Raw genomic sequence first — 26,345 nt, forward strand, 5'->3', positions numbered from 1 at the left:
CACCCGGACGACTTGGTGGGAAGTGTCCGCATCGATCAAGTGTCGGTAAGGGTTGTCCTGATCCAACGCCCGATTCGCCGGATGAGCTCCGGGGTCGCCGCCGTCTCGGCGTGCCCGAAGCCCGGCTCCACCCAGAGTTCCTTGGGCTGCTGGGCGCCCTGGTAGAGCTGGTGGGCGTGCTCCAGCGGGAAGAACGTGTCGGCGTCGCCGTGCACCACGAGCAGCGGGACGGGCGAGATGAGCGCGGCGGCCTCGTGCGGCGGGATGGGGATCGGGTCCCACGGGCTCGTGGTGATCCTGGTCCGCTTGACCACCCGCGCGGCGAACCGGCCGAACGGCCGCTCGATCGCCCAGTGCACCTGCCGCATCGGCCTGGTGCCCCGGTAGTACCAGCGGGCCGGCGCGCTCACCGCCACCACGGCGTCCACGCCCCCGTGCAGCCCCGCGTGCCGTACGGCGACCGCCCCGCCCATCGAGAAGCCCACCACGGCCACCCTCGGGTAACCGGTGACCTTGGCGTGCCGTACGGCGGCGTCCAGGTCGAGGACCTCCAGGTCGCCCACGGTGGTCAGGCCGGTGGACCTGCCGTGGCCGCGGAAGTCGAAGCAGATCACGCCGCCGAAGCCGCTGAGCACGTGGGCGATGCGCCGGGTGGTGCGCTCCCGCCAGCCGCCGGTGAACCCGTGCCCGACCACGATGCCGACCTCGCCGCCGCCGCGCGCCGGCGTGTGCACCGCGTCGAGGCGGATGCCGTCCTTGGTACGCAGCGTCACCGGAAAATGCGGAGCGAGAGGCATGGGCACGAGCCTACGTGGGCGTCGTCGGCGCAGGTCGGCGGGGTCAATGTGGATCAATTAAAATGGTCCCGCCGCACAGTCCGGCGGCGGCCCCACGATCGCAGAGCGAGACTCCATCATGCCACTGAACAGCCGCGACGATCTGCGTAACATCGCGATCATCGCGCACGTCGACCACGGCAAGACCACGCTGGTGGACGCCATGCTCTGGCAGTCCGGCGCGTTCCGCGCCAACCAGGACGTCGAAGACCGGGTCATGGATTCCAACGACCTAGAGCGCGAGAAGGGCATCACCATTCTCGCGAAGAACACCGCCGTCCGGCACGACGACGTCACCATCAACATCATCGACACCCCCGGCCACGCCGACTTCGGCGGCGAGGTCGAGCGCGGGCTGTCCATGGTGGACGGCGTGGTGCTGCTCGTCGACGCCTCCGAGGGACCGCTGCCGCAGACCAGGTTCGTGTTGCGCAAGGCGCTGGCGGCGAAGATGCCGGTCATCCTGTGCATCAACAAGGTCGACCGGCCCGACGCCCGGATCGCCGAGGTGGTGGACGAGACCTACGAGCTGTTCATCGACCTCGACGCCACCGAGGAGCAGATCGACTTCCCGATCGTCTACGCCTCGGCCAAGGCCGGCCGCGCCAGCCTGAACCGCCCGCAGGACGGCGGCATGCCGGACGCGGAGGACCTGGAGCCGCTGTTCCAGACGATCATGAAGACGATCCCCGCGCCGATCTACGACCCGAGCGCGCCGCTCCAGGCGCACGTCACCAACCTCGACGCGTCCAGCTACCTCGGCAGGATCGCGCTGTGCCGGGTCCACCAGGGCACGATCAAGAAGGGCCAGCAGGTCGCCTGGTGCCGCACCGACGGCAGCGTCCAGCGGGTGAAGATCAGCGAGCTGCTGATGACCGAGGCGCTGGAGCGCAAGCCGGCCGAGGAGGCCGGTCCCGGTGACATCATCGCCATCGCCGGCATCCCGGACATCATGATCGGCGAGACGCTGACCGACCCGGAGGACCCGCGCCCGCTGCCGCTCATCACGGTGGACGAGCCGGCCATCTCGATGACCATCGGCACCAACACCTCGCCCCTCGTCGGCAAGGTCAAGGGTTCCAAGGTCACCGCCCGGATGGTCAAGGACCGGCTGGAGAAGGAGCTGGTCGGCAACGTGTCGCTGCGCGTGCTGCCGACCGACCGCCCGGACGCCTGGGAGGTCCAGGGCCGTGGCGAGCTGGCGCTGGCCATCCTGGTCGAGCAGATGCGCCGCGAGGGTTACGAGCTGACCGTCGGCAAGCCGCAGGTCGTCACCCGCGAGATCGACGGCAAGGTGCACGAGCCGGTGGAGCGGCTGACCGTCGACTGCCCGGAAGAGTACCTCGGCGCCATCACCCAGCTCCTCGCGGTGCGCAAGGGCCGTATGGAGCACATGACCAACCACGGCACCGGCTGGATCCGGATGGAGTTCGTCGTCCCGGCCCGCGGGCTGATCGGCTTCCGGACCGAGTTCCTCACCGAGACCCGGGGCACCGGCCTGGTGCACCACGTCTTCGACGCCTACGAGCCGTGGTTCGGCGAGCTGCGCACCCGTAACAGCGGCTCCCTGGTCGCCGACCGGGCCGGTGTGGTCACCGCGTTCGCGATGCTCAACCTCCAGGAGCGCGGCACGCTGTTCGTCTCCCCGACCACCGAGGTCTACGAGGGCATGATCGTCGGGGAGAACTCCCGGTCCGACGACATGGACGTCAACATCACCAAGGAGAAGAAGCTCACCAACATGCGCTCCTCCACCAGCGAGGAGACCGAGAAGGTCATCCCGCCGCGGGTGCTCTCGCTGGAGCAGGCGCTGGAGTTCATCCGCGAGGACGAGTGCGTGGAGGTCACCTCCGAGAAGGTGCGCATCCGCAAGGTGGTGCTCGACGCCGCCACCCGGGGCCGGGCCGCCGCCCGGGCCAAGCGCACCAACTGATCGTCCCGGCGGCCCGGTGAGCGTCCGCGCTCACCGGGCCGTCACGTTTTTCCCTGCGAGGTGTTACCGGATCTTCTTGCCACGGCGTGCCGTGAGTGTTTGCATGGGTCTGCACTCGGGGGGGATGGGGGTCGCCCCAACCTCTCTGAGAAGGAGTTCCGCCCGTGACCGAGGTCGCAGCGCCCGGTGCCCACCTTTCCCGGCTGATCCGTGACACCCCCGCCGCCGTGCTCGCCAAGAAGGTCTACGACGCCGAGGTGAACGCGCGGGTCGGCGCCGGCACCGAGCCGTGCTGGAAGCTGGAGCGGATGCAGTACTTCCGCGAGCCCGACGTGCCGAGCTGGGCCGCCGCCCGCGAGGGCGACTGGGCCCGGTCCCGCGCCCTGATCGACGGCATGCGCCCGGCGCTGCGGGCGCAGTCCGCCTCGCTGGCCAGGCTGCGCCGGGCCCGGATCGTCGAGCGGCCGGTCAGCCCCTACCTGCAGTGGGAGATGCACGTCTTCCTGGCCCGCACCGCCGCGGGGGAGACCGTCCGAGCCGTGGACGCCGCCGCCTTATCCGGCGTCGAGGCGGACGGCCGGCTCCCCGAACAGCTCATCGTCGGCTCCGGCCTCATGTACGAGATCCTGTACGACGCCGCCGGGGAGCACACCGGCGCCCGCCGGATCGAAGCCCCCGGCGTCATCGAGGCCTGTACGGCCGAGCTGACCGCGATCTTCGCCATCGGCGAGCCGTTCTCCGCCTACTTCGCCCGGGAGATCGCCCCGCTTCCGCCGCCCGCCGGCTTCTGACCGCTCAGGGCTTGGCGTGGTCGGTGAGCCATTCGACCAGCGGGCGGAGCTCCCGCCAGGTGGCGCGGACCCGGGCCTGCACCTCCGGGGTGTACACCCACGGCTCGGGTTCGAAGCGCCGCCCGGCGTGCAGTGACCGGTGCCGCAGCAGCTCGATCCTGGGGTGGTCGGCGGGAAAGCCGCGCGGCCGGGTCTTGAGGCGGTCGCCCTCGATCGCGTGGCCCGCCGCGCGAAGCCCTTCGACGATCTTCTCCAGCGCCGGCCCGGTCAGCTCCTCGGCCACCGCGTCACGGAACCGGCCGAGCTGGTCACTCGACCCGGCGTAGAAGCCGGCGCCCGCGTAGATCCCCTCGGCGTCGAGCTGGACGTAGTAGCCGGTGCCATCGAATACCGGGGCATAGAGACCTTGGTGCGTTTTGTACGGAGATTTGTCCTTGGCAAAACGTACATCCCGGTAGGGGCGGAACAGGTGTGCCGTCCCGAACTCCGCGGTGAGCTCCTCCCCCAGCGCCACCATGGGAGCGCGCACGGCCTCCTCATAGGTCGTCCTGTGCCGGGTCCAGTAGGTCTTGGAGTTGTCCGCGGCCAGGCCCTCGTAGAAGACGAACGCCTCGTCGGGGAACCCGCTGAATGCCATGGGCTCATGCTCCCACGTGCGGTCACGGCTCCGGGTAGCGCCTGCCGGGCAGCATCGGCCGGGCGCCGAAGAGCTCGGTGACGGTGACGAAGGTGAACCCCCGGGCCGTGAGGTCGCGCAGGATCTCCGGCATCGCGTTGACGCTGGAGCGGTGGATGTCGTGCAGCAGCACGATGGAGCCCGCCCGCGCCCTGAGCGCGCGGCGCGCCACGATCTCCGGCCTCCGGTCCCGCCAGTCGAAGGTGTCCACGTCCCACAGCACCTGGGCGAGCCCTTCCCGCTCGGTCACCTCGCGCACCCGATCGTCGGTCGCCCCGTACGGCGGGCGCATCAGCCGCATCCGCATCCCGGTCGCCCTGTGCACCGCGTGCGCGGTCCTGCGCAGTTCCTCCTCGATGCCGCGGCGGCTCAACCCGGTCAGCGCGGGGTGGTCCCAGGTGTGGTTGCCCAGCTCGTGCCCGTCGGTGACCATGCGCAGCAGCAGGTTCCAGCGCTCCGGGACGATCATCTCGCCCACGACGAAGAAGGTGGCCTTGGCGTGGTAGGCGGCCAGCATGTCCAGGAGCCGGCCGGTATGCTCACCCGGGCCGTCGTCGAAGGTGAGGGCGACGCACTTGAGCCGGCGGCAGTCGATCTGGCGGGCCCGGAAGACCCCGGTGGGCGGGCGGCGCATGGGCTGCTGGGCGCGCAGCCGGGCGGCCAGCTTCTGCCGCTCGACGTCCTCCGGCTTCCTGGGCGGCGTGGGCGCCGGAGCCGGGCGCGACCCACCCACCAGACCGCCGCATCCCGCGACGAGCTGCCCTGCTAAGAGAAGTGACACCCCCAGCGCCACAGCCCGGAACCGCACGCATCCCCCCGAAGACACGGCGAGGGATCACCGCCGGTCGGACACGTCCCCTCGCAGGATCCTGGCGAGATCCTCCCACCAGGGTGGAACATCGGCGCGCACCTCCGCATAGCGACGCGCCACGCGTAGAGCACATCCGACCGGGTCATTACCGAGATGGCTGCGCCGGACCGCCCCCTCCCGCCAGCGGTAGCAGCCGTCGCGGTAGCACACGACCAGCCCGACCCACACGGAGAGCGTGGCGTCGTCGCCTATCTCGTAGGCGTCGGCGACACCGAGGGCGGCCAACTCCACCCGGAGCTTGCCGATCGCCGCGCCCGCTTCGTTCACCCGTCACCCCCAGTGCACACGCACAAAGGGAATGTACCCACCATCTCTCCGGCCGATCAGACCGAGTCAGATCGAGTGGGTCGGGTTTGTTAGGGGCATACCCGGGCAGACGCGGCCGTTCTCGCCGCGACGGCACCCGGGCATCCCCGGCGACGTGGCCGCGGGTCCGGATCTCCGGCGGGCCGCTCGGCGGGCCGCTCGGCGGGCCGCTCGGCGGGCCGCTCGGCGGTCCGCTCGGTGGTCCGCTCGGTGGTCCGCTAGAGGTCCGGCGGCGTCATCGGCTCGGTGACGACCATCATCAGCCTGAGCTCCTCGTCGCCCTCGTTGGCGTAGCGGTGCGGGCGGTCGGCGCTGAACACCACGGCTTCGTCGGCGCCCACGACGTGGCTCTCGCCGTAGACCGTGAGCGTGAGGCGCCCGGTGAGCACGGTGAGCATCTCGCGGGTGCCCGGCGGGTGGGCGCCCCCGTCGTGGTGGTCGCCGGGCGCGATCCGCCAGTCCCACAGTTCCAGGATGGCCGGGGCGTCGGTGCCGACGAGCAGCCGCGCCGACCCCTCGCCGTGCCGGAACTCGACGACGTCGGCGGCCCGCACGACCCGCACCACGGGCGTGTCGGCGACCTCCACCAGCCGGGCGACGGTCACGCCCAGCGCGTCGCCGATCCGGGCCAGCGTGGTCACGCTCGGGTTGGTACGGCCCTGTTCCACCTGGACGAGCATCCCGCGGCTGACCCCGGACCGCGCGGCCAGCTCGTCCAGCGTCATCCCGCGGTGGGCCCGCTGCGCCCGGACGTTGTTGGCGATGGCGGCGGTGAGCGTCCCCTGATCCGGCATGAGTGCAGTGTAGTGAAAAGTATGTGCACTGTGTTGTACTCTCCATTGTACTACTGGTGCAATCAATTGAACTGGAGCCCCCCTGTGACCGCAGTGGTGCTGGCGACCGTGTGCGCGGTCGTCTACGGCACGGCCGACTTCTTCGGCGGCCTCGCCACCCGCAGATCCCGCGTGTTCGCCGTCGTGGTGCTCTCGCAGAGCGCCGGGATGGCGTTCGTGATCGCGCTGCTCCCCCTGTTGCCCGGCGTGCCGTCCTGGGCGGGCGTGCTGTGGGGCATGTCGGCCGGTCTCGCCGGGGCCGCCGGGCTGCTGCTCTTCTACTGGGCGCTGGCGAACGGCGTGATGTCGGTGGTGGCCCCCGCCACCGCGACCACCTCGGCGGCGCTGCCGGTGCTCTTCGGACTGGCCACCGGGGAGCGGCCCGAGCCGCTCGCGCTGGCCGGAGTGGTGATCGCGCTGCTGGCGGTGACGCTGGTGAGCCGCGACCCGGTCAGGAGCGCCTCGACCGGCACCGCCAGACCGCTGATCGCCGCGCTCGCCTCCGGCGCCGGCTTCGGCGGCTTCTTCATCCTGCTCCACCAGGCTCCCGCCGACACCGGCATGTGGTCGCTGTTCGGGGCGCGGCTCGTCTCGATCAGCCTGGTGGCGCTGCTCGCGGTGTCCACCCGCCGGTCGCTGCGGCCGGGCCGGGGCACGCTGCGCGTCATCGTGGCCGCGGGCGTGCTCGACATGGCGGCCAACGTGCTCTACCTGTTCGCCGTGCAGCGCGGGCTGCTGAGCCTGGTCGCCGTGCTCGTCTCGCTCTACCCGGCGAGCACGTTGCTGCTGGCCAGGCACGTGCTCGGAGAGCGGCTGCACGCGCTCCAGGTGGCCGGCGTGGTCGCCGCGCTGGCCGCGGTCGGGCTGATCGCCGCCGCCTGAGACGTTGTCATCCCCGCCGTGGGCTTGTTACGTTCATGCGCGTGCAGCCCGAGCGGGCGTTCTTCGACCCAGAGTCGTTCGCGCACGTAGCCGCGATCTACGACTCCGATCAGACCTACCTGCACTCGGTGCTGCCCTTCGTCCGGCGGTCGCTCGACCACGGGCGCGACACCCTCGTCGTCGCGGGCAGGGACAAGCTGGGCCTGCTCTCGGCGGCGCTCGGCGACGACTTCGGGCGGATCGACCGGCGGATCGGCCCCACCTGGTACACCCATCCGGCACGCACCCTCACCGCCTACCACGAGTACGCGGAGCCGTGGGCCAGGCGCGGCACGACGCTGATCGGCGAACCGGTGTGGGCCGGGCGGGACGAGCGTGACGTGCGCGAGTGGCTGCGCTACGAGTCGGCGATCAACCTGGCCTTCGCGGAGGCCCCGGTGCTCGTCCTGTGCCTGTACGACCGCGCCGCCACCCCCGCGGACGTGCTCGCGGAGACGGCCCGCACCCACCCCTGGTGTCTCGACGGCGACGGCCTGCGGCCCAGCGCGGACTATGTCCGGCCGGCCGACTACCGGCCCGCCGGGGACGGCGTGCCGTTCGCCGACCCGCCGCCCCGGGCGGCCGGGATGGCGTTCACCTCGCGGGACCTCGCCCGGCTGCGCAGGACGGTCGCGGACACCGCGCACGCGGCCGGCCTGGACCGGGACACCGCGGGGTCGCTGGTGCTGAGCGTCTCGGAGATCGCCGCCAACACCGTGGAGCACGGGGCGGGGCACGGAAGGCTGACGATCTGGACCGCGGGCCGCGAGCTGATCTGCGAGATCACCGACGAGTCCGGCAGGCTGGACGTGCCGCTGCCCGGCTACTTACCGCCCGGGCCGGCGTCTCCCAGGGGATACGGGCTGTGGATCAGCCGCCAGCTCTGCGACCTGGTGGAGATCCGCACGGAGGGCGGGGTCCTGCGCGTGCGCCTGCACATGTACCTGCCGTGAGGCCGACTCAGGCCGACTCAGGCGGACTCAGGCGGCGGACGGCGCGGCGACGCGCACGGCGCCGACCTCGCGCGCGTACTCCTCCAGCATCGCCCGGAGCTGCCGGCGGCCACGGTGCAGCCGCGACATGACCGTGCCGATCGGGGTGCCCATGCGCTCGGCGATCTCCTTGTAGGGGAAACCCTCCACGTCGGCGAGGTAGACCGCTTCGCGGAAGTCCTGGGGCAGGGCGCGCAGCGCGTCCATCACGACGCCGTCGGGCAACTGGTCCAAAGCTTCGTTCTCGGCGGAGCGCAGGCCGGTGGACATGTGCGACTCGGCGGCGGCGAGCTGCCAGTCCTCGATGTCCTCGGTCGCCGACAGCTTGGGCGAACGCTGGCGCTTGCGGTAGTCGTTGATGAAGTTGTTCGTCAGGATGCGGTGCAGCCACGCCTTGAGATTCGTCCCCTCGCGGAACTGGTGGTAGGACGTGAACGCCTTGGCCACGGTCTCCTGGACGAGATCTTCGGCGTCGGCCGAGTTACGGGTGAGACGCATGGCGGAGGCGTAAAGCTGAGCCGTCACCGGCACGACGTCACGCTCGAACCATGCCTGGCGCTGCTCTTCGCTTATAGAGATCATCCCAATCCCCCTCGTGCTCTTCCCCCCGCTACCCCGTCCGTACGCAACCATGACGGACCGTTGATCCTTCTGATGGCTTGTCTCATGGTGACAGGGCATCGATAAACGCCCTGTTAAGAGTTCTGCCTGATCAGGGGGCTCCCAGCTCGCCGTGCCCGAGGCGGCAGTCGTCACGCCTACGGCCGGACAAGTCTCATTAGCGTAACACTCTTTACTCGATTGAGTGGAAAGTGTGGTCAGCATCACAGATCCTCGGCTAGTCCGGCCCGCACCGCCTGCCGCACGGCGCCCGATGACCCCCTTCCCTCGCCCGGCCGTGCGTGTCCGCTGCCCTCAGACGAGGGCGTTAACCCGTATCGATAGACGTGTGTGACCACCTACCCGGTTCACTCCGGCCGCGGGAGAAGACGCGCGAAAGGGCGCGCGTCCTCTTCCGGGACGCGCGCCCTCGGCGCGGGAGCGGGGTCAGGCGGCCTTGGCCGGGTCCACCTGGAAGAAGCCGGCGATGTCGTCGAGCATCGACTGGGCGCCCAGAATGCCGCACGCGGTCATCCAGGTGATGTCGCTGACGTCGCGCTTCTCGCCCTTGAGCCGGTCCCAGAGCGGGTTGCTCACGAACTTCGCCTTAGGCGCCTCGGAGGACGGGTCGCCGTAGGTGGAGACGAAGATCTCGTCGGCGTCTAGCTGGGCGATGTTCTCCTGGCTGACGTCCACCGCGATCGTCTCGGTGGTGGTGGGCTGGCCTTCGGGGCGGGGGAAGCCGACGTCCTTGAGCACCAGCCCGGAGTAGGAGTTCTCCACGTAGAGCCGGACCGTCGGCTCGCCCGCGAAGCGCACGACGGAGATCGTGGGCAGCTTCCCGCCGTTCTTGTCCTTGATCTCCTGGCCGATCTTGGCCGCGCGGTCCTGGTACTCCTTGATCTTCTGCTCGGCGAGGTCCTCCTTGCCGATGGCCTGGCCCACGAGGCGCAGGTTGTCCTTCCAGATGGCGCCGGTGGTCTCGCTGAAGACCGTGGGCGCGATCTGGGCCAGCTTGTCGTAGAGGGCCTCGTGCCGCACCTTGGCCGAGAGGATCAGGTCGGGCTTGAGCGCGATGATCTGCTCCAGGCTCGGCGCCTCCAGGGTGCCGACCGACGTGGCCTCCTTGCCGTACTGCGCCAGGTCGGGGCCGAGGTACTCGGGCAGCGCCTCGTGGATCGAGCGGTAGGTGGAGAAGCCCACCACGTTCGCGCCGAGGGCGAGCGCCGCGTCCACGAAGCTCTGGTCGAGCGCCACGATCCGCTTCGGCTCGGCCGGTACGGTGGTCTCGCCCATCGCGTGCTTGACCGTGCGCGGGAACGCCGCGCCGCCCGCGGCGGGGCTCGCGGTGGCGGGGCCGGCCGCCGGCGCGGGTTCGCTCGACCCGCATGCGGCAAGGCCGGTGGACAGCACGACCGCGGCCACGCCGAGCACCAGGGCTCGCAACGCTCTCATGATGACCGTTCTCCTCAAATCAGGTAAGGCTAACCTCATTAAGATTAGCTATACCTAAACTGGCATACTTCTTGGGGTTCCGGCCAACACCAAAAGCCGTCAGGCAGCCGGCCGACACGAGAAGGGACGAACAGGGGTGAGCACCACCGCGTACGCGCCGCCCGGACGACTGCCCGGGGGAGTGCCCGCGATCCGGCGCCGCCGCGTCCTGGTGCTCCTCACGCTGGTCGCCGCCCTCGCCGTCGCCGCGCTGCTGAGCCTGACCCTCGGCACCAAGCCCGTCCCGCTCGGCGACACCTGGCACGCCCTCACCGGCCCCACCGGCACCGAGAACGATCTGATCATCCGCTCACTGCGGGTGCCGCGGACCGCGCTCGGCGTGCTCGCCGGGATCGCGCTCGGCGTGGCCGGCGCGCTGATGCAGGGGCACACCAGGAACCCGCTGGCCGATCCCGGCCTGCTCGGGGTCACCCAGGGCGCGGCGTTCTTCATGGTGATCGGCATCGTAGCCTTCGGCGTGACCGATCTCTACGCCTATATCTGGTTCGGGCTGGCCGGGGCGCTGGTCGCCAGCGTGGGCGTCTTCGCGCTCGGCATGGCCGGCGGGCGCGGCGGCCCCACCCCGGTGACGCTGGCCCTGGCCGGCACCGCGGTGAGCGCCTTCCTCTACGCCCTCACCTCCGCCGTCGTCCTGCTCGACCAGCAGGCCATGGACGTCTTCCGGTTCTGGCAGGTGGGCGCCATCGCGGGCCGGGGCACCGCGATCGTCTGGCAGGTCCTGCCGTTCGTCGCCGCCGGGCTGCTGCTCGCCCTGATCAACGCGCCCGGCCTGAACGCCCTGTCCCTCGGCGAGGACGTCGCCCGCGCGCTCGGCCGGCACATCACCCTCACCCGCGTCGTCGGCGTGGCCGCGGTCACCCTGCTCACCGGGGCGGCCGTCGCCGCCTGCGGGGCCATCGCCTTCGTCGGCCTGATCGTCCCGCACCTCGTCCGGCCGCTGTCCGGCCCCGACCAGCGCTGGCTGCTGCCGTACGCGGGGCTGCTGGGCGCGGCGCTGCTGCTCTTCGCCGACGTGATCGGGCGGCTGGTGGCGCCGCCCGGGGAACTGGAGGTGGGCGTGGTGCTCGCCCTGATCGGCGCGCCCTTCTTCGTCGCGCTGGTCCGCCGCAGGAAGCCGGTGCGCCTGTGAGCACCCCCGCCGCCTCCGGCCGGGTGCGCGCGGGCACCCGGGCCGTCCGCCTCGCCTCGGCCTCCTGGCGGCTGCACCCGCGCGCCGTCGCGGTCACGATCACCGGGCTCGTGCTGCTCGCCCTGCTCATGGCGCTCAACATGCGCATCGGCGACATTCAGCTCAGCCTCGCCGACGTCCTGGCCGCGATCACCGGCGAGGGCCCCACCCACTTCGTCGTCATGGAGCTGCGCCTGCCCAGGGCGCTGACCGGCGCGCTCGTCGGCGCCGCGCTCGGCCTGTCCGGCGCCATCACCCAGGCCATCGCCCGCAACCCGCTGGCCAGCCCCGACGTCCTCGGCGTGACCACCGGCGCCAGCGTCACCGTCGTCGCCGTCCTGGTCGCCAACGGCGCCATGTACGGCGGCGCCAGCGGCGCCCTCGCCGGCCTGGGCGTGCCCGCCACGGCCCTGCTCGGCGGCCTGGCCGGAGCGCTGATCGTCTACGCCTTCGCCTGGCGCAGGGGCCTGGACGGATACCGCCTGGTGCTGGTCGGCATCGGCGTGACCGCGGTGTTCACCAACGTGAAGTACTGGCTGCTCACCGTGGGCGACGTGGAGGACGCGGGCAAGGCCATGACCTGGATCAGCGGGTCGCTGAACGGCCGCGGCTGGGAGCACGTGACACCGGTCGCGCTGGCGCTGGCCGTACTCGTCCCCGCGACGCTCTTCGGCACCCGGTCCCTGGGGGCGCTGCGGTTCGGCGACGACACGGTCACCGGGCTCGGCGTGCGGATGAACCTCGCCAGGGCGCTCATGCTGCTCGCCGCCGTGCTCCTCGCCGCCGTCGCCACCGCCGCGGCGGGGCCGATCGCGTTCGTCGCGCTGGCCGCCCCGCAGATCGCGCTCCGGCTCGCCGGCACGTCCCACCCGCCCCTCCTCGTCTCCGCGGTCGCCGGGGCCGTGCTGGCGAACGCCGCCGACCTGGTGGCGAGGACGCTCTTCGCCCCCGTCGAGCTCCCGGTGGGCGTCGTCACCGCCGTCCTGGGCGCCCCCTACCTCGTCTACCTTCTGATCCGCGTCCGCCGGGAGGCACGCTCATGAGACTGCAGGCAAGCGGTGTCCGGCTCGGGTACGGCGACCGGATCATCGTGGACGGCCTCGATCTCGGCATCGAAGCGGGCACGGTCACCACGATCATCGGTCCCAACGGGTGCGGCAAGTCCACACTGCTGCGCGCGCTGGGCCGGCTGCTCAAACCGGCGGGCGGCGAGGTGCTGCTCGACGGCAAGCGGATCGACCGGATCCCCACCCGCGAGGTCGCCAAGATCCTCGGCGTGCTCCCCCAGGCTCCCGTCGCCCCCGAGGGGCTGACCGTGGCCGACCTGGTGGCGAGGGGCCGCCATCCGCACCAGACGTGGTACCGCCAGTGGTCCTCCGACGACGAGTCCGCGGTGTCCGAGGCGCTGTCCATGACCGGGCTGCTCGACCTGGCCGACCGCCCGCTGGACGAGCTGTCCGGCGGCCAGCGGCAGCGCGCCTGGATCTCGATGGCGCTGGCCCAGGGCACCGAGTTGCTGCTGCTCGACGAGCCGACGACCTTTCTCGACCTCGCCCACCAGGTCGAGGTGCTGGAGCTCGTCCGCCGCCTGCACGCCGAGGCCGGCCGCACCATCGTCATGGTGCTGCACGACCTCAACCTCGCCGCCCGCTACGCCGACCGCCTGGTCGCCATGCGCGCGGGCCGGGTCGTCGCGGCCGGCACCCCGCACGAGGTCCTCACCGAAGCCCTGCTCCGCGACGTCTTCGACCTGGACGCCAAGATCATCTCTGACCCGGTGGCCGGCACCCCCCTCGTCGTCCCCATCGGCATCCGCCCCTCCCCCTGACCCGGAGGGCGGCCCGCCCCCGGGCGCCCGCGTGCCGTCTCCGCGGTCGCCGCGGCGGCCGTCCCGGCCGGCACGAGGACCCCGGCGAGAACCGTGGCGAGGACCCCGGCGAGGACCGCGGCGAGCGGCGCACCGGCCACACGGCGGGCAATTTGTACGATCATGCCGGAATCGTTGCCGCCGGCGGTGACCTCGGCGTGGCTGCGTGATGACCTTGAGGCGAGCGAATGGGGTCGCCCTCGCCGCCCGGCCCGTCCTAGTCTCCTGTCTCGTGACCGAGATCATCATGCGCCCCAGTGCCCGCGTCCTCCTCGCCGACCAGGACGACCGCATCCTGCTGTTCCGCGGCTCGGACGGCACCTGGTTCACCCCGGGCGGCGGACTCGACCCGGGAGAGCCGGTCGAGGTCGCGGCGGCCCGCGAGCTGCGCGAGGAGACCGGATACCTCGTCACGCCGGAGAACCTGGGCCGGGTCGTCGCCGTCGGGGCCGGGCACTGGCGGGGAGGCTGGGACGGCCTGCTCTACTACTCGGTGGAGTCGTACTTCTTCCTGCGGGTGACCGGGTTCACCGTGGACACGTCCGGGTTCACCGACCACGAGCGCCGCGACATCGGGGAGCACCGCTGGTGGAGCGTCGCCGACCTGCGGACCACCGGGGAGAACGTCGTGCCCTGGGGCCTCGTCGGCCTCCTGGAGCGGCTGCACGCCGGGCAGCCGCCGGCCGATCCGGTGCGGTTGCCCTGGCACCACCCGGAGTTCGCCCACCTGGCCGCGCCGGAGCCGCACTGACCGGCGGGCGGGCCGGGAAGGCCGGCCCGCCGGGCACGCGTCAGTCGCCCAGCAGGGCGTCCACGAAGACCTCGGGATCGAAGGGGGCCAGATCGTCCGGCCCCTCGCCGAGGCCGACCAGCTTGACCGGGACGCCCAGCTCGCGCTGCACGGAGATGACGATGCCGCCCTTGGCGGTGCCGTCGAGCTTGGTCAGGGCGATGCCGGTGACGTCGACCACCTCGGCGAAGACCTGGGCCTGGCGCATGCCGTTCTGACCCGTGGTGGCGTCGAGGACGAGCAGGACCTCGTCCACCGTGGCCTTCTTCTCGATGACCCGCTTGACCTTGCCCAGCTCGTCCATCAGGCCGGTCTTGGTGTGCAGGCGGCCGGCGGTGTCCACGATGACGACGTCGACCTTGTCCTCGATGCCCTTGGCGGTGGCGTCGAAGGCGACCGAGGCCGGGTCGCCGCCCTCGGGGCCGCGCACCACGTCGGCGCCGACCCGCTCGCCCCAGGTCTGGAGCTGGTCGGCGGCGGCGGCGCGGAACGTGTCGGCCGCGCCGAGCAGGACCTTCTTGCCGTCGCCGATCAGGGATCTCGCCAGCTTGCCGGTGGTGGTGGTCTTGCCGGTGCCGTTGACCCCGACGACCAGCAGGACCGCCGGGCGCTCGCCGTGCGGCTTGGTGTGCAGGGTGCGGTCCAGGTCGGCGCCGATCTGGACGAGGAGCTGCTCGCGCAGCAGGCCCCGCACCTCCGACGGCGTGCGGCTGCCCAGCACCTTGACCTTGGTGCGGAGCTCTTCGACCATCGTCTGGGTCGGCGCGACGCCCACGTCGGCCGAGATCAGGGTCTCCTCGATCTCCTCCCACACGTCGTCGTCGAGCCGGTCACGGGAGAGCAGGTCGAGCAGGCCCTTGCCCAGCGCGTTCTGGGAGCGGGCGAGGCGGGCGCGCAGCCGCACCATCCGCCCCGCGGACGGGGGCGGCACCTCGATCTCCGGTTTGAGGACCGGCGGCTCCACCGGCACCGCGGGCGGCGGCACGGTAGGCGGCGGCACGGTGGTGGTCGCCGCCTCTTCGGGGGCGGCGACGCCCTCCGCGGGCGCCTCCTTCTCCTTCGGGACCGGGTGGGTCTCGGGCGGCTGGACCGGTGGCGGCGCGGCCTTGCCACCCGGCCGGAACAGCAGGAAGAGTCCTCCCGCCGCCAGCAGGGCCACGACGACCACGATCACGATGATGCCGAGGTAACCATCCACAGCGCTTAGTTTCCCAGACAAGCGCAAATGCTCCGACCCGCCCCGCCTCTCCGGTGGAAACCCTTTTCCGGCAGCCTCAGGCGGATTCGCGCTCCCGCAGGCGCTGGCTGACCACGTGGGTGACGCCGTCGCCGCGCATCGAAACGCCGTAGAGCGCGTCGGCGATCTCCATGGTGCGCTTCTGGTGGGTGATCACGATGAGCTGGGAGCTGCGCCTGAGCTCTTCGAAAAGGGTGAGCAGCCGCTGGGTGTTGGTGTCGTCCAGGGCGGCCTCCACCTCGTCCATCACGTAGAACGGCGAGGGCCTGGCCTTGAAGATGGAGATCAGGAACGCCACGGCGGTCAGCGACCGCTCCCCGCCGGACAGCAGCGACAGCCGCTTGACCTTCTTGCCCGGCGGCCGGGCCTCCACCTCGACGCCGGTGGTCAGCATGTCGGCGGGGTCGGTGAGCAGCAGCCGCCCCTCACCGCCCGGGAACACCCTGGTGAAGATGGTCTCGAACTCGCGGGCGACGTCCTCGTAGGCGGCGGAGAACACCTGCTCGACCCGCTCGTCCACCTCCTTGACCACGGTCAGCAGGTCACGCCGGGTCTTCTTCAGGTCTTCGAGCTGGGAGGTGAGGAACGCGTGCCGCTCCTCCAGGGCCGCGAACTCCTCCAGGGCCAGCGGGTTGACCTTGCCGAGCTGGGCCATCTGCCGCTCGGCGACCTTGGCGCGCTTCTCCTGCTCGGCCCGCACGTAGGGCACCGGCTCCGGCTCGGCGGGCACCGGTACGGCGGGGCCGTACTCGGCCACCAGCGCCTCGCCCTCGACGCCGAACTCCTCGACCGCCCGCGCCTCCAGTTGTTCCAGCCGCAGCCGCTGCTCGGTCCGCGCGACCTCGCTGCCGTGTGCCCGGTTGACCAGTTTGTCCAGCTCGGCGGTGAGCTCCCGCACCCGGAGCCTGGTCGCCTTCAGCGAGGTGTCGATCTCGCCCCTGGCCAGCTCGGCGTCGTCCCGCTCGGCGGCGGCTGCGGTGATCGAGGACTCCAGCACGGTCAGCACCCGATCGGCGCCGCGTACCACGGCCTGCGCGACGGCGGCCTGCCTGCGGCGGCGGGCCCGCTCGGCCGCCGCGCCCGCGCGATCGGCCCGCTCCCGCTCGGCGGCGCGGAGCAGCGCGTCGGCCCGGCCGGAGATGCCCCTGACCCGCTCCTCCGCCGTGCGCACGGCGAGCCGGGTCTCCAGCTCCGACTGCCTGGCGACCTCGCAGGTGGCCGCCAGCTCGTCGCGGATCTCGGTGGTCGGCTCCGGCTCGTGGTCCATCTCGGACTCGGCCCGCGCGAGGCGCTCCTCCAGCTCGGCCAGCCCGGCGACGTCGCGGTCGCGCGCCTCCTCGGCGGCGCGCACCCCCTGGGCCGTGCGGACGGTCTCGGCGCGGGCCGCCTCGGCGGCGGCGGCGAGCTGCGCCAGCCGCCTGGCCACGGCCGCCGCCTTCTGGTCGGAGTCGCGCTGCCTCGCCCGCACCTGGTCGAGCACGGCCTGCGCGGCGCTCACCCCGCTCTGCGCGGAGCTGACGCCGGACTGCGCCTCGGCGGCCCGCGCCTGGGCGGCCTCCACCGCGGCCTGCGCGGCGCGCTCGGCCTCGATCGCCTCGTCCAGCCGCTCGCCGGTCAGCTCGGCGGTGGCCTCCGCCTCGCCGAGCGCGGTGACCGCCTCGTCGAGCACGGCGCGCCGCTGGAGCGCGGAGCCGCCGCCGTCCGCCGAGCCGCCCCGGACGACGTGCGCGCCGACCAGGTCACCGGCCCAGGTGACCGCCCGCAGCCCGGGGTGCGCCTCGGCGAGCGCCCTGGCGCCCGCGAGGTCGTCCACCACGACGACGTCGCCGAGCAGCGCGGTCACGGCCGGACGCAGGTTCTCGGGGACGGACACGAGATCCAGCGCCCACTCCCCGGCGACCGCGGGCCGGCGGTCGGCGGGGCGCGCGCCGGCGAGCCCGGTGGGCACCGGCCCGGTGAGGGCCGCCACGACGAGGCTGGACCGGCCGGCCTCCCGCTCCCGCAGGAACTCCACGGCGCCGACCGCCGCGGGCAGCGAGCCGACGGCCACCGCCTCGGCCGCGGCGCCCAGGGCGGCGGCGATCGCGGTCTCCGCGCCCTGCCTGACGGTCACCATCGTGGCCAGCGGGCCGAGCACGCCGGCGAGGCCGCCGGCGAGCAGCGCCGCCGCGCCGTCCACGCCCTGCCGCAGGCCCAGCTCCAGGGCCTCCTTGCGGGCCTGGAGCGCGGCGATCGCGCGCTGCGCCTCCTGGTCGGCGGCGCGCGCCGTGCCCACCGCGGACTTCGCCGCCGCGAGCGCGGCGCGCGGCCGCTCCACGTCCTGTCTCATCCGCTCGACCGCGGCCCTGGCGGCCTCGACGGCCTCCTTGGCCGTCTCGACCCGCTCCAGGGCCAGCTCCAGCTCCTCCGCCAGCGCGGGGTCGGCGCCGGGCTCCTGCGCCGCCTGGGCGTCGTGCTCCGCCTGCGCGTCGGCCGCCCGCTGCTCGGCGTCGGCGAGGGACCTGGTCAGACGGCCGATCTCCTCCTGCGCGGCGTTCGCCCTGCCGCGCACCGCGCCGACCTGCCCGCGCATCCTGGCGAGCTCCTCGCGCCTGGCCGCCGCGGCGCGGGACTCCGCGGCCAGCCTGCGCTCCTCGGCCGCCAGCGCCGCCTCGGCGGCGGAACGCCCGGCCACCGCGTGCTCCAGCATCTCCTGCGCGGAGGCGAGCTCCTCGGCGAGCTCCTCCTCCTGGGCGCGGATCTCACCCGCCTCCCGCTCGTAGTCCTCCGGGTCCCGGCCCCTGCGCTCGACGGCCGCGGCGTCGGCGGCGTGCCGGTGGCGCTCGGCGGCCAGCCCGGACAGCCCGCGCAGCCGGTCGCGCAGCGAGGCCAGCCGGAAGTAGGTCTCCTGGGCGGACTTCAGCCGCGGCTGCGCGGCGCCCTCGGCCGCCTCAAGCTCGCTCTCCCGCAACTGGGACCGCTCCAGCTCGGACTCCACCTGTGTACGGCGGGCCAGCACGGCGGCCTCGTCGGCGGCCTCCCTGTGCAGGGTCTCGCGCAGCGTGATCACGTCGTCGGCGAGCAGCCGCAGCCGGGCGTCGCGCAGGTCGGCCTGGATGACGGCGGCCTTCCTGGCGATCTCGGCCTGCCGGCCCAGCGGCTTGAGCTGGCGGCGCAGCTCGGTGGCGAGGTCCTGGACGCGGGTCAGGTTGGCCTGCATCGCGTCCAGCTTGCGCAGGGCCTTCTCCTTGCGCTTGCGGTGCTTCAGGACGCCCGCGGCCTCCTCGATGAACGCCCTGCGCTCCTCGGGGCCCGCGTGCAGCACCGCGTCGAGCTGGCCCTGCCCCACGATGACGTGCATCTCACGGCCGATCCCGGAGTCCGACAGCAGCTCCTGGATGTCGAGCAGGCGGCAGGTGTCGCCGTTGATCGCATACTCGCTCTGGCCGGACCGGAACATCAGCCGGCTGATCGTGACCTCGGTGTAGTCGATCGGCAGCGCGCCGTCGGTGTTGTCGATGGTCAGGGTGACCTCGGCGCGGCCCAGCGGCGCCCGGGAGGACGTGCCCGCGAAGATCACGTCCTCCATCTTGCCGCCGCGCAGGGACTTGGCGCTGTGCTCGCCCATCACCCAGGCCAGCGCGTCCACCACGTTGGACTTGCCCGAGCCGTTGGGGCCCACCACGCAGGTGATGCCGGGCTCGAACTTCAGCGAGGTGGCCGACGCGAACGACTTGAAGCCGCGCAGGGTGAGGTTCTTGAGATACACGGATCCGCGTCCCCTTCCCCGTCAGCGCACGGCCCGGGCGCCCCTGCCCATTGGGGCAGACTACCGTTCACGGGCGCGTGTCCGCTGGTACACGGGCGGGGAAACGATTGAGGCCCGTGGGTCACCACGGGCCTCGCACATGACGAGGGACGCCTCCGCGAGGCGTCCCTGGACTATTTGATGATGCTTCCCGACCTCTCAGGTGAGGGCCGGCTCGCGATCCTGCAGACGGTTGAACGCCTCCTCCCGGCTTTGTGCCGAAAGAGCGTCGTTCTGTGCCTGGAGCCGGATGAGCTCTGCCTCCAGGTCTCGGATTCGCTGCTGGAGACGGCGCATTTCCGAGACCATCCGAGGGTCAGGACCGCCGACGTGGCCGAGTAGAGCCTTCGCCATGGTAAAGGGTCCTCCACGCTGAGTGACCAGACTGGTTCGCGCACTTCATGCCGCGGGAGGGGTGCGCGTGGTTCCTATCAAGAGTCGCACCGGTGCTGAGGCCGGTCAAGTTGAACGCTCCGGCTAGATGCACCAGCGGGCACTCCCGACATACAAATATACCTCATTTGGCGCGTTTAGGGGAAGCGGCTAGCGCTCCCGGAAACCGCTGAGGCCACCTCGCGCTTCTCCCCAGCGTTCCACCACTCCATCGACCCGGCCCGGCGGGTCGCAACCGCGCAGGAGTTCGAGGAGCTTGACACAGGAGTCGCGAGACCCCTCGGCGACTATTTCCACCCGGCCGTCCGCGGTGTTCCTCGCCCATCCCAGCAGCCCGAGCTCCAGCGCCCGGGACCGCGTCCACCAGCGGAAACCCACGCCCTGCACCCGCCCGCGGACCCAGGCGGTGAGGCGGACGGGCGCCTCCTCCCCGGTCACGCCCGCGCCCTCGGCCGGGGTTGACAACGCGGGCAGCTATATGAGGATCGGTTCATGAACGGCTCCCTGATCACCGGTGTCCCGCACCGCGAGCACGGCAGGTCGCGCCTGCCGTACACGGCGAGTGACCGGTCGAAGTAGCCGCTCTCGCCGTTGACGTTGACGTAGAGGCTGTCGAAGGACGTGCCGCCCTGCTCCAGCGCCTCGCCCAGCACGTCCCGAACCGCCGCCAGCAGCTCGCCGACCTTGGGCCGGGTGAGCCCGCCGGTCGGCCGGGCCCCGTGCAGCCTGGCCCGCCACAGCGACTCGTCGGCGTAGATGTTGCCCACGCCGCTGATCAGCGACTGGTCGAGCAGGGCGCGCTTGATCTCGGTCCGCCGCAGCCGCAGCCTGCGGGCGAAGTCGTCGTCGTCGAAGGCCGCCTCCAGCGGGTCGGCCGCGATGTGCGCGATCGGCGAGGGAACCGGCCTGTCGTGCCGTACGAGGGCGGTGACCAGGAGGTGGCCGAACGTGCGCTGGTCGACGAAGCGCAGGTCGGGACCGCCGTCGTCGAACCGGAGCCGGACCCGCAGATGCTTCTCCTGCGGCGAGTCCGGCTCCACCACGAGCAGTTGCCCACTCATGCCCAGATGGGCCAGAAGAGCCTCCTCGCCGCCGTTCAGCGGCAGCCAGAGGTATTTACCCCGGCGCTCGGCCCGGCCGATCGTACGGCCCTCCAGGCGCGCGGCGAACTCGTCGGCGCCCGGCACGTGCCGCCGGACGGCACGCGGGTGGAGCACCTCGGCCTTGGCCACCGTACGACCGGCGACCCAGCGCTCAAGGCCCCGCCGGACCACCTCGACCTCTGGCAGCTCGGGCATCGGGCCTCACCTGGCCGGCTGGCTCTGAACCGGGCTCTGGACGGACCCCTGGACAGGGCTCTGGCCGGGGCTCTGAACAGGGCCCTGGGCGGGGCTCTGGACCTGGTCGCGCAGCGCCCGGATGCGGGTCCACGCGGCCTCGGCCGCCTGCTGCTCCGCCTCCTTCTTGCTGCGCCCCGAACCGCTGCCGTAGTCCTCGCCGCCCACCCGCACCACGGCGGTGAACGACTTGGCGTGGTCGGGACCGCTCTCGTCGACGTGGTACTCGGGCACGCCGAGCGTCTCGGAGGCGGTCAGCTCCTGCAGCGAGGTCTTCCAGTCCAGCCCGGCGCCCAGCGAGGCGGACCGGGTGATCAGCGGGTCGAACAGCGTGTGCACGACCCGGAACGCCTCGTCCAGCCCCTTGTCCACGTAGACCGTGCCGATCAGCGCCTCCAGGGTGTCGGCGAGGATCGAGGACTTGTCCCTGCCTCCCGTGCCCTCCTCGCCCCGGCCGAGCCGCAGGAACCTGCCGAGGTCCAGCGAGCGGGCCACGTCGGCGAGCGCGCGCATGTTGACCACCGCGGCGCGCAGCTTGGCGAGCTGCCCCTCGGGCAGGTCGGGGTGGTTGCGATAGAGCGTGTCGGTCACGACGAGCCCCAGCACCGAGTCGCCGAGGAACTCCAGGCGCTCGTTGGTGGGCAGCCCGCCGTTCTCGTACGCGTAGGAGCGGTGCGTCAGCGCGCGCTCCAGCAGTGCGGCGTCCAGCCGCACCATCACGACCTTCTCAAGTTCGTCTCTGGCGACCTCGACGGCCACCGGTTTGGCACCTGCGCCCACGTTTCCTCCTCGGGCGGCTGATCCGACCGTGTGAACCCTCGCGACGCTCCGTCACGAGGAACGCGGTGGCGTGAGGGGGGAAACGAGCCAGTGCCCGAAGACGTGGTGGGCGCCGGGAGGATCACGTCGTGATCCCGGCGTCCACCACAGCCGCGGGCGTTCAGCCACCGCTTGCGCCGCCTGCGGTACGGCCGGCCGGATCCCTCAGAGGCTCCCGGCCGGCCGCCGCCCGGCTCGCGCGATCAGGCCGAAGGCTCGATGACCTGACGGCGGTTGTAGGTGCCACAGCTCGGGCACGCCACGTGAGGCCGCTTGGGCTGCCGGCACTGCGGGCAGTCCACCAGCGCCACCGCGGCGGCCTTCCACTGCGCGCGGCGGGAGCGGGTGTTGCTCCGCGATGTTTTCCGCTTGGGGACGGCCACGTCAGCCCTCCTGATCGTTGTCGTGTTCGCTTATCAGACCCTGCAGTCGCGCCCAGCGGGCGTCGACTTTGTCATGCCGGTGATCAGGGCCGGCGTCCGCCAGCCTGATCCCGCACTCCGTGCACAGGCCCGGGCAGTCATCCTGACAGACCGGGCTGAGCGGCAGTGCGAGCACCACCGCGTCACGGAAGGTCGGCTCGAGGTCGAGCAGGTCGCCGTCGAGGATCTGGTCGTCCTCTGCGGCGTCCTCCGCGGAGTAGAAGAAAAGCTCCTGGAACCCGGCCTCGATCTCCGAGGTCAGCGGCTCCAGACACCTCGCGCACTCCCCGCTCAGCGGGGCCCGCCCGGTGCCCGTGACGAGCACACCCTCCATCACCGACTCAAGCCGGATGTCCAGCTCGACATCGGCGTCCTTGGGGACGCCGATCATGTCGACGCCGAGATTCTCCGGAGCCGGAAGAGACCGGACCATCTGCCGCATCGATCCCGGTCGCCGACCCAGCTCATGGGTCGAGATCACCCAGGGGGCTCGGGGATCGAGGCTACGCAGAGTCATCCTGCTCTCATCAGGCATGGCGAATCAACGCCGTCGTGCAAGGCCGAATAGAAAGAATACCAGCCGGGGGTCAGCCCCTGAGCCGCTCGACCAGGAGCTTGTGGATCAGGTCGGGCACCAGGCCGGACACATCCCCGCCGTAGCGGGTGATCTCCTTGATCCGGCTGGAGGACAGGAAGGAGTATTCCGGGTTCGTGGACATGAACAGCGTCTCCACTCCGGACATCCGGTAGTTGAGCTGCGCCTGCTGCAACTCGTAGTCGAAGTCGCTGATCGCGCGCAGCCCCTTGACGATCGCGGGGATGCCGCGCTGCTTGCAGTAGTCCACGAGCAATCCGTGGAACTTGTCCACCCGGACGTTCCCGTACTCCTTGGTCACGGACTGGAGCATGTCGATGCGCTCCTCCACCGTGAACAGGCTTTTCTTCTCGATGTTGATCAGAACGGCGACGACCACCTCGTCATACAGCCGGGACGCCCGGCCGATGATGTCCAGGTGGCCATTGGTCACAGGGTCGAACGACCCCGGGCAGACGACACGGCGCAAGGCGCACCCCCAGTTCTACGGGTTCCCGGCGGCGCGACCGTACCAAACGGCCGCTTCGCCATATCGACGCACCCTCTCCTCTACGTACCCGGAGGGCCATTTAACGTCATTTCCCCGACTTTCCCGCTCAACCGCGATCAGTGCGTCCGCCGCGAGCCAGCCGTGGTCCCGCAACAGCTCCAGCACCTCGTTCACCCGCGCGTCGGTCACCGCGTACGGCGGGTCGGCGAACACGAAGTCGTACGGCGAGCCGCAGCCGCGGGCCAGCACCCGCTCGACCTTGTCCGCGGCCAGCTCGGCGCCGGGCAGCCCCAGCGCGTCGATGTTGGCCCTGATCGTCCTCGCGGCCTTGGCGTCCGACTCGACCAGGAGCGCCGCGACCGCCCCCCTCGACAGCGCTTCGAGCCCGACCGCGCCCGATCCGGCGTACAGGTCCAGCACCCGCGTGCCGTCCAGCGGGCCGAGCAGCGAGCCCACCGTGGAGAAGATCCCCTCCCTGGCCCGGTCGCTCGTCGGCCGCGTGCCCTTGCCCGCCGGCACCGCCAGCCGCCTGCCACCGGCGCTTCCTGCGATCACCCGCGTCATAGCCCCCATTATCGGGCGGATCCGCGCGGACTTCTCGGCTACTCCACGTTCTCCCCCGGTCACAGCTTCAAGAGTGAGCAAGGAGTGGCGAGGAATGTGTAAGGGTCGTTCACATCAGGGAGCCGGGCCCCCATGATGAGTTCTGCGGCCTTCAGGTGACCCAGGGGAAGGCCGGCCGGCGTGATCGTGAGCCCTTCCGCACGCCGGTGCCCTCGGCACCTGACCCGAGGGTGGGGCCCAGCCGGGGACGGCATTCGGGGGGAGGCCGTCCCCGGCTGGGCCCTGGTCACATCATGCGGCCAGGAGCCGGTGCGAGTCCCCCTCACGTTCTCATTCGAGACCCCTTCGTGGCCTTTCGAGACCCCTTCGTGGCCTGCCCGCGATCCCACGGGCCGCTCAGGTCTTCTCCAGGTAGCCCGCGCGCTCGTCGGCCACCAGCCGCTCGATCTCGGCGCGCAGCACCGGGTGGGCCTCGAACTCCGGGTCGGCCGCCAGGAGCTCGGCCGCCTCCTCCCGCGCCGCCGTGATGACGTCTTCGTCGCGCAGCAGTTGGAGCATCTTCAGCGACGACCTGCGGCCCGACTGCGCCACGCCCAGCACGTCGCCCTCGCGCCGCTGCTCCAGATCGACCCGGGACAGCGCGAAGCCGTCGAGCGTCTCCGCCACCGCGTCGAGCCGCGCCCTGGCGGGGGTGGCCGGCAGCGAGTCGCTGACCAGCAGGCACAGGCCGGGGAGCCCGCCGCGGCCCACCCGCCCGCGCAGCTGGTGGAGCTGGGACACGCCGAAACGGTCGGCATCCATGATCACCATGACCGACGAGTTGGGCACGTCGACGCCCACCTCGATCACCGTGGTCGCCACCAGCACGTCGATCTCGCCCCTGGTGAAGGACCGCATCACCGCGTCCTTCTCCTCCGGCGCGAGCCGGCCGTGCAGCACCTCGACCCGCAGCCCGTGCAGGGGCCCCTCGGCCAGCATCGGCGCGACATCCGTCACGGCGAGCGGCGGCCGGCGGTCGCCGTCGGCCCCGACATCGGCCTCCAGGTCGCCCTCATCGCCCTCCTGGTCGCCGATCCGCGGGCAGACGACGTACGCCTGCCGCCCGAGCGCGATCTCCTCTCGCAGGCGCTCCCAGACGCGCTCCAGGTAGTGCGGCTTCTCGGCGGCCGGCACCACGTGCGTCGTGATCGGGGCGCGGCCCGAGGGGAGCTGGGAGAGCGTGGAGACCTCCAGGTCGCCGAAGACCGTCATCGCGACCGTGCGCGGGATGGGGGTCGCCGTCATCACCAGCACGTGCGGACGGCCGCCGCCGCCCTTCTCACGCAGCGCGTCACGCTGCTCCACGCCGAACCTGTGCTGCTCGTCCACCACGACCAGGCCGAGGTCGGCGAACTGCACCCGGTCCTGGAGCACCGCGTGCGTGCCGACGACGATGCCCGCGGCCCCCGAGGCGGCGTCGAGCAGGGCCGAACGCCGCGCCGCCGCGCCCAGCGAACCGGTGAGCAGCGCCACGGCCGTGCCGCCGAACATGCCGCCGGTGGCGAGATCGCCCAGCATCGCGCTGATCGAGCGGTGATGCTGCTGGGCGAGCACCTCGGTCGGCGCCAGCAGCACGGCCTGGCCGCCCGCGTCCACCACCTGGAGCATCGCGCGCAGCGCCACCACCGTCTTGCCCGCGCCGACCTCGCCCTGGAGCAGCCGGTGCATCGGGTGCGGGCTGGCCAGGTCGGCGGCGACCTCCTCGCCGACCTTCCGCTGCCCCTCGGTCAGGTCGAAGGGCAGCCGCCCGTCGAAGGCGGCGAGCAGCCCGTCGTCGCTGCGCGGGCGCGGCCTGGCCGGCCACGCCGCCGCCGCGGAACGCCGCCGCAGCAGCACCGCCTGGAGCAGGAACGCCTCGTCGAACTTCAGCCGGCCGCGCGCCCGGGTCACGTCGCCGAAGTCGCGGGGCCGGTGGATCGCCACCAGCGCCTCGGCCAGCCCCGGCAGCCGGTGCGCGGCCCGCAGCCCGGCGGGCAGCGGATCCTCCAGCGGGCCGAGCGTGTCGAGGATCATGCCCACGGCCCTGCGGATCACCCACGAGGTGAGGTCCTTGCCCGCCGGGTAGATCGGCACCGGCGCCGCCGCGAACTCCTCCGCCCCGGCGGACTCCCCCTCCTCCTCGAACAGCTCGTAGTCGGGCTGGGCCAACTGCCAGCGCGGCCGGTCGCCGCGCCCGAACATGCCGACCTTGCCGGCGAACATGCCGCGCCGCCCCGGCTTGAGCCTGGACTCCGCCGCGTGCGACGCCTTGCCGAAGAACGACAGGTAGATCCGGTTGCGCCGGGCGTCGGCGACCTCGACCTCCAGCCAGGTGCCGCCCTTGTTGCGCATCGGCTTGCGCATCACCCTGGCCACCTCGCCCACCACGGTGACGTGCTCGTCGACCTCCAGCGCGTCGATCGCGGTCAGCTCGCCGCGCTCGGCATAGCGCCGCGGGTAGTGCCGCAGCAGCTCGCCCACGGTACGCAGATCGAGCACGTCCTCCAGCAGCCCGGCCGTCTTACGGTCGAGCGCCGTGGACAGCGGCTCGTCAAAGCTCGTCACGCCATCCAGTTTTACCCTG

At 72.0% G+C, this 26,345-nt stretch carries 26 protein-coding genes; 8 read left to right on the top strand and 18 right to left on the bottom strand.

Features of this window, described 5'->3' with window-relative positions; translation table 11 throughout:
* Positions 1–35 precede the first annotated feature (35 nt).
* Complete coding sequence (locus tag QSK26_RS05830) at positions 36–797, bottom strand: alpha/beta hydrolase (protein WP_502888670.1); 762 nt, start codon at positions 795–797, stop codon at positions 36–38.
* 118 nt (positions 798–915) lie between these two features.
* Here QSK26_RS05830 and typA point away from each other — a divergent pair, with 118 nt between their 5' ends.
* Together typA and QSK26_RS05840 are read left to right on the top strand one after the other, a co-directional pair.
* Positions 916–2,769 (top strand): translational GTPase TypA, encoded by a 1,854-nt coding sequence (gene typA / locus QSK26_RS05835; protein WP_285773922.1) that lies wholly within the window; start codon positions 916–918, stop codon positions 2,767–2,769.
* A gap of 164 nt (positions 2,770–2,933) precedes the next feature.
* Positions 2,934–3,560: a DUF6879 family protein gene (locus QSK26_RS05840; RefSeq protein ID WP_285773923.1), complete on the top strand. Its 627-nt coding sequence runs from the start codon at positions 2,934–2,936 to the stop codon at positions 3,558–3,560.
* A 4-nt stretch (positions 3,561–3,564) separates the two neighbouring features.
* Here the strand turns inward: QSK26_RS05840 and QSK26_RS05845 are convergent, their stop codons facing one another.
* From QSK26_RS05845 to QSK26_RS05860, 4 genes are all read right to left on the bottom strand, one after another.
* Complete coding sequence (locus QSK26_RS05845) at positions 3,565–4,197, bottom strand: DUF2461 domain-containing protein (protein ID WP_285773924.1); 633 nt, start codon at positions 4,195–4,197, stop codon at positions 3,565–3,567.
* 22 nt (positions 4,198–4,219) lie between these two features.
* Entirely contained in the window at positions 4,220–4,969 is a 750-nt protein-coding gene (locus QSK26_RS05850; RefSeq protein WP_285773925.1) for a polysaccharide deacetylase family protein, read from the bottom strand.
* Between the two features lie 102 nt (positions 4,970–5,071).
* Positions 5,072–5,374, bottom strand: coding sequence for a hypothetical protein (locus QSK26_RS05855; RefSeq protein WP_285773926.1), 303 nt, complete (start codon positions 5,372–5,374; stop codon positions 5,072–5,074).
* A gap of 257 nt (positions 5,375–5,631) precedes the next feature.
* Entirely contained in the window at positions 5,632–6,207 is a 576-nt protein-coding gene (locus QSK26_RS05860) for a helix-turn-helix domain-containing protein (protein WP_285773927.1), read from the bottom strand.
* 84 nt (positions 6,208–6,291) lie between these two features.
* On the opposite strand from QSK26_RS05860, the gene QSK26_RS05865 reads away from it, so the two are divergent.
* Both QSK26_RS05865 and QSK26_RS05870 read left to right on the top strand, forming a co-directional pair.
* Entirely contained in the window at positions 6,292–7,128 is an 837-nt protein-coding gene (locus QSK26_RS05865; RefSeq protein WP_285773928.1) for an EamA family transporter, read from the top strand.
* 35 nt (positions 7,129–7,163) lie between these two features.
* Positions 7,164–8,120: an anti-sigma factor RsbA family regulatory protein gene (locus QSK26_RS05870; protein ID WP_285773929.1), complete on the top strand. Its 957-nt coding sequence runs from the start codon at positions 7,164–7,166 to the stop codon at positions 8,118–8,120.
* Positions 8,121–8,147: 27 nt separating this feature from the next.
* On the opposite strand, the gene QSK26_RS05875 is transcribed toward QSK26_RS05870, so the two are convergent.
* Both QSK26_RS05875 and QSK26_RS05880 read right to left on the bottom strand, forming a co-directional pair.
* A complete protein-coding gene (locus QSK26_RS05875) occupies positions 8,148–8,741 on the bottom strand; it encodes a sigma-70 family RNA polymerase sigma factor (protein WP_285773930.1) in 594 nt (197 codons plus the stop codon).
* 465 nt (positions 8,742–9,206) lie between these two features.
* A complete protein-coding gene (locus QSK26_RS05880) occupies positions 9,207–10,214 on the bottom strand; it encodes an ABC transporter substrate-binding protein (RefSeq protein ID WP_285773931.1) in 1,008 nt (335 codons plus the stop codon).
* A gap of 136 nt (positions 10,215–10,350) precedes the next feature.
* On the opposite strand from QSK26_RS05880, the gene QSK26_RS05885 reads away from it, so the two are divergent.
* From QSK26_RS05885 to QSK26_RS05900, 4 genes are all read left to right on the top strand, one after another.
* Positions 10,351–11,403: a FecCD family ABC transporter permease gene (locus QSK26_RS05885; RefSeq protein WP_285773932.1), complete on the top strand. Its 1,053-nt coding sequence runs from the start codon at positions 10,351–10,353 to the stop codon at positions 11,401–11,403.
* On the top strand, positions 11,400–12,485 hold the full coding sequence (locus tag QSK26_RS05890) for a FecCD family ABC transporter permease (RefSeq protein ID WP_285773933.1): 1,086 nt from the start codon (positions 11,400–11,402) through the stop codon (positions 12,483–12,485). The genes QSK26_RS05885 and QSK26_RS05890 overlap by 4 nt, the downstream gene beginning before the upstream one ends.
* Positions 12,482–13,270 (top strand): ABC transporter ATP-binding protein, encoded by a 789-nt coding sequence (locus tag QSK26_RS05895; protein ID WP_285773934.1) that lies wholly within the window; start codon positions 12,482–12,484, stop codon positions 13,268–13,270. Before QSK26_RS05890 ends, QSK26_RS05895 begins: the two co-directional genes overlap by 4 nt.
* A gap of 271 nt (positions 13,271–13,541) precedes the next feature.
* The gene (locus QSK26_RS05900; RefSeq protein WP_285773935.1) at positions 13,542–14,060 is read left to right on the top strand and encodes an NUDIX hydrolase; all 519 of its coding nucleotides are present in this window, start codon (positions 13,542–13,544) and stop codon (positions 14,058–14,060) included.
* A gap of 40 nt (positions 14,061–14,100) precedes the next feature.
* On the opposite strand, the gene ftsY is transcribed toward QSK26_RS05900, so the two are convergent.
* The 11 genes from ftsY to recG all read right to left on the bottom strand — a co-directional run bounded on the left by ftsY (position 14,101) and on the right by recG (position 26,326).
* Positions 14,101–15,297, bottom strand: coding sequence for a signal recognition particle-docking protein FtsY (ftsY, locus tag QSK26_RS05905; RefSeq protein ID WP_285773936.1), 1,197 nt, complete (start codon positions 15,295–15,297; stop codon positions 14,101–14,103).
* A 76-nt stretch (positions 15,298–15,373) separates the two neighbouring features.
* Complete coding sequence (gene smc / locus QSK26_RS05910; protein ID WP_285773937.1) at positions 15,374–19,084, bottom strand: chromosome segregation protein SMC; 3,711 nt, start codon at positions 19,082–19,084, stop codon at positions 15,374–15,376.
* A gap of 198 nt (positions 19,085–19,282) precedes the next feature.
* On the bottom strand, positions 19,283–19,477 hold the full coding sequence (locus QSK26_RS05915; protein ID WP_285773938.1) for a hypothetical protein: 195 nt from the start codon (positions 19,475–19,477) through the stop codon (positions 19,283–19,285).
* A 189-nt stretch (positions 19,478–19,666) separates the two neighbouring features.
* Positions 19,667–19,954, bottom strand: a complete 288-nt coding sequence (locus QSK26_RS05920; RefSeq protein WP_285773939.1) for an acylphosphatase — start codon at positions 19,952–19,954, stop codon at positions 19,667–19,669.
* Entirely contained in the window at positions 19,951–20,814 is an 864-nt protein-coding gene (gene mutM / locus QSK26_RS05925) for a bifunctional DNA-formamidopyrimidine glycosylase/DNA-(apurinic or apyrimidinic site) lyase (protein WP_285773940.1), read from the bottom strand. Before mutM ends, QSK26_RS05920 begins: the two co-directional genes overlap by 4 nt.
* Before the next feature lie 6 nt (positions 20,815–20,820).
* Entirely contained in the window at positions 20,821–21,570 is a 750-nt protein-coding gene (rnc, locus tag QSK26_RS05930; protein ID WP_285774188.1) for a ribonuclease III, read from the bottom strand.
* A 305-nt stretch (positions 21,571–21,875) separates the two neighbouring features.
* Positions 21,876–22,055: a 50S ribosomal protein L32 gene (rpmF, locus tag QSK26_RS05935; protein WP_285773941.1), complete on the bottom strand. Its 180-nt coding sequence runs from the start codon at positions 22,053–22,055 to the stop codon at positions 21,876–21,878.
* A 1-nt stretch (position 22,056) separates the two neighbouring features.
* Positions 22,057–22,629 (bottom strand): YceD family protein, encoded by a 573-nt coding sequence (locus QSK26_RS05940; RefSeq protein ID WP_285773942.1) that lies wholly within the window; start codon positions 22,627–22,629, stop codon positions 22,057–22,059.
* 52 nt (positions 22,630–22,681) lie between these two features.
* A complete protein-coding gene (gene coaD / locus QSK26_RS05945) occupies positions 22,682–23,158 on the bottom strand; it encodes a pantetheine-phosphate adenylyltransferase (protein WP_285773943.1) in 477 nt (158 codons plus the stop codon).
* 15 nt (positions 23,159–23,173) lie between these two features.
* A complete protein-coding gene (gene rsmD / locus QSK26_RS05950) occupies positions 23,174–23,743 on the bottom strand; it encodes a 16S rRNA (guanine(966)-N(2))-methyltransferase RsmD (RefSeq protein ID WP_285773944.1) in 570 nt (189 codons plus the stop codon).
* A 396-nt stretch (positions 23,744–24,139) separates the two neighbouring features.
* Entirely contained in the window at positions 24,140–26,326 is a 2,187-nt protein-coding gene (gene recG / locus QSK26_RS05955; protein WP_285773945.1) for an ATP-dependent DNA helicase RecG, read from the bottom strand.
* Positions 26,327–26,345: the final 19 nt, after the last annotated feature.

The organism is Microtetraspora sp. NBRC 13810 (genome assembly GCF_030268685.1).
Classification (GTDB): domain Bacteria; phylum Actinomycetota; class Actinomycetes; order Streptosporangiales; family Streptosporangiaceae; genus BSRQ01.

Excerpts from the sequence above, each read along its gene's own strand:
- rsmD (WP_285773944.1), bottom strand. The coding sequence starts at position 23,743 with ATGACGCGGGTGATCGCAGGAAGCGCCGGTGGCAGGCGGCTGGCGGTG.
- QSK26_RS05875 (WP_285773930.1), bottom strand. The coding sequence starts at position 8,741 with ATGATCTCTATAAGCGAAGAGCAGCGCCAGGCATGGTTCGAGCGTGAC.
- rnc (WP_285774188.1), bottom strand. The coding sequence starts at position 21,570 with ATGGTGCGGCTGGACGCCGCACTGCTGGAGCGCGCGCTGACGCACCGC.
- mutM (WP_285773940.1), bottom strand. The coding sequence starts at position 20,814 with ATGCCCGAGCTGCCAGAGGTCGAGGTGGTCCGGCGGGGCCTTGAGCGC.
- QSK26_RS05895 (WP_285773934.1), top strand. The coding sequence starts at position 12,482 with ATGAGACTGCAGGCAAGCGGTGTCCGGCTCGGGTACGGCGACCGGATC.
- QSK26_RS05940 (WP_285773942.1), bottom strand. The coding sequence starts at position 22,629 with ATGCCTGATGAGAGCAGGATGACTCTGCGTAGCCTCGATCCCCGAGCC.
- QSK26_RS05880 (WP_285773931.1), bottom strand. The coding sequence starts at position 10,214 with ATGAGAGCGTTGCGAGCCCTGGTGCTCGGCGTGGCCGCGGTCGTGCTG.
- typA (WP_285773922.1), top strand. The coding sequence starts at position 916 with ATGCCACTGAACAGCCGCGACGATCTGCGTAACATCGCGATCATCGCG.
- QSK26_RS05870 (WP_285773929.1), top strand. The coding sequence starts at position 7,164 with ATGCGCGTGCAGCCCGAGCGGGCGTTCTTCGACCCAGAGTCGTTCGCG.
- QSK26_RS05845 (WP_285773924.1), bottom strand. The coding sequence starts at position 4,197 with ATGGCATTCAGCGGGTTCCCCGACGAGGCGTTCGTCTTCTACGAGGGC.
- QSK26_RS05860 (WP_285773927.1), bottom strand. The coding sequence starts at position 6,207 with ATGCCGGATCAGGGGACGCTCACCGCCGCCATCGCCAACAACGTCCGG.
- QSK26_RS05830 (WP_502888670.1), bottom strand. The coding sequence starts at position 797 with ATGCCTCTCGCTCCGCATTTTCCGGTGACGCTGCGTACCAAGGACGGC.
- QSK26_RS05915 (WP_285773938.1), bottom strand. The coding sequence starts at position 19,477 with ATGGCGAAGGCTCTACTCGGCCACGTCGGCGGTCCTGACCCTCGGATG.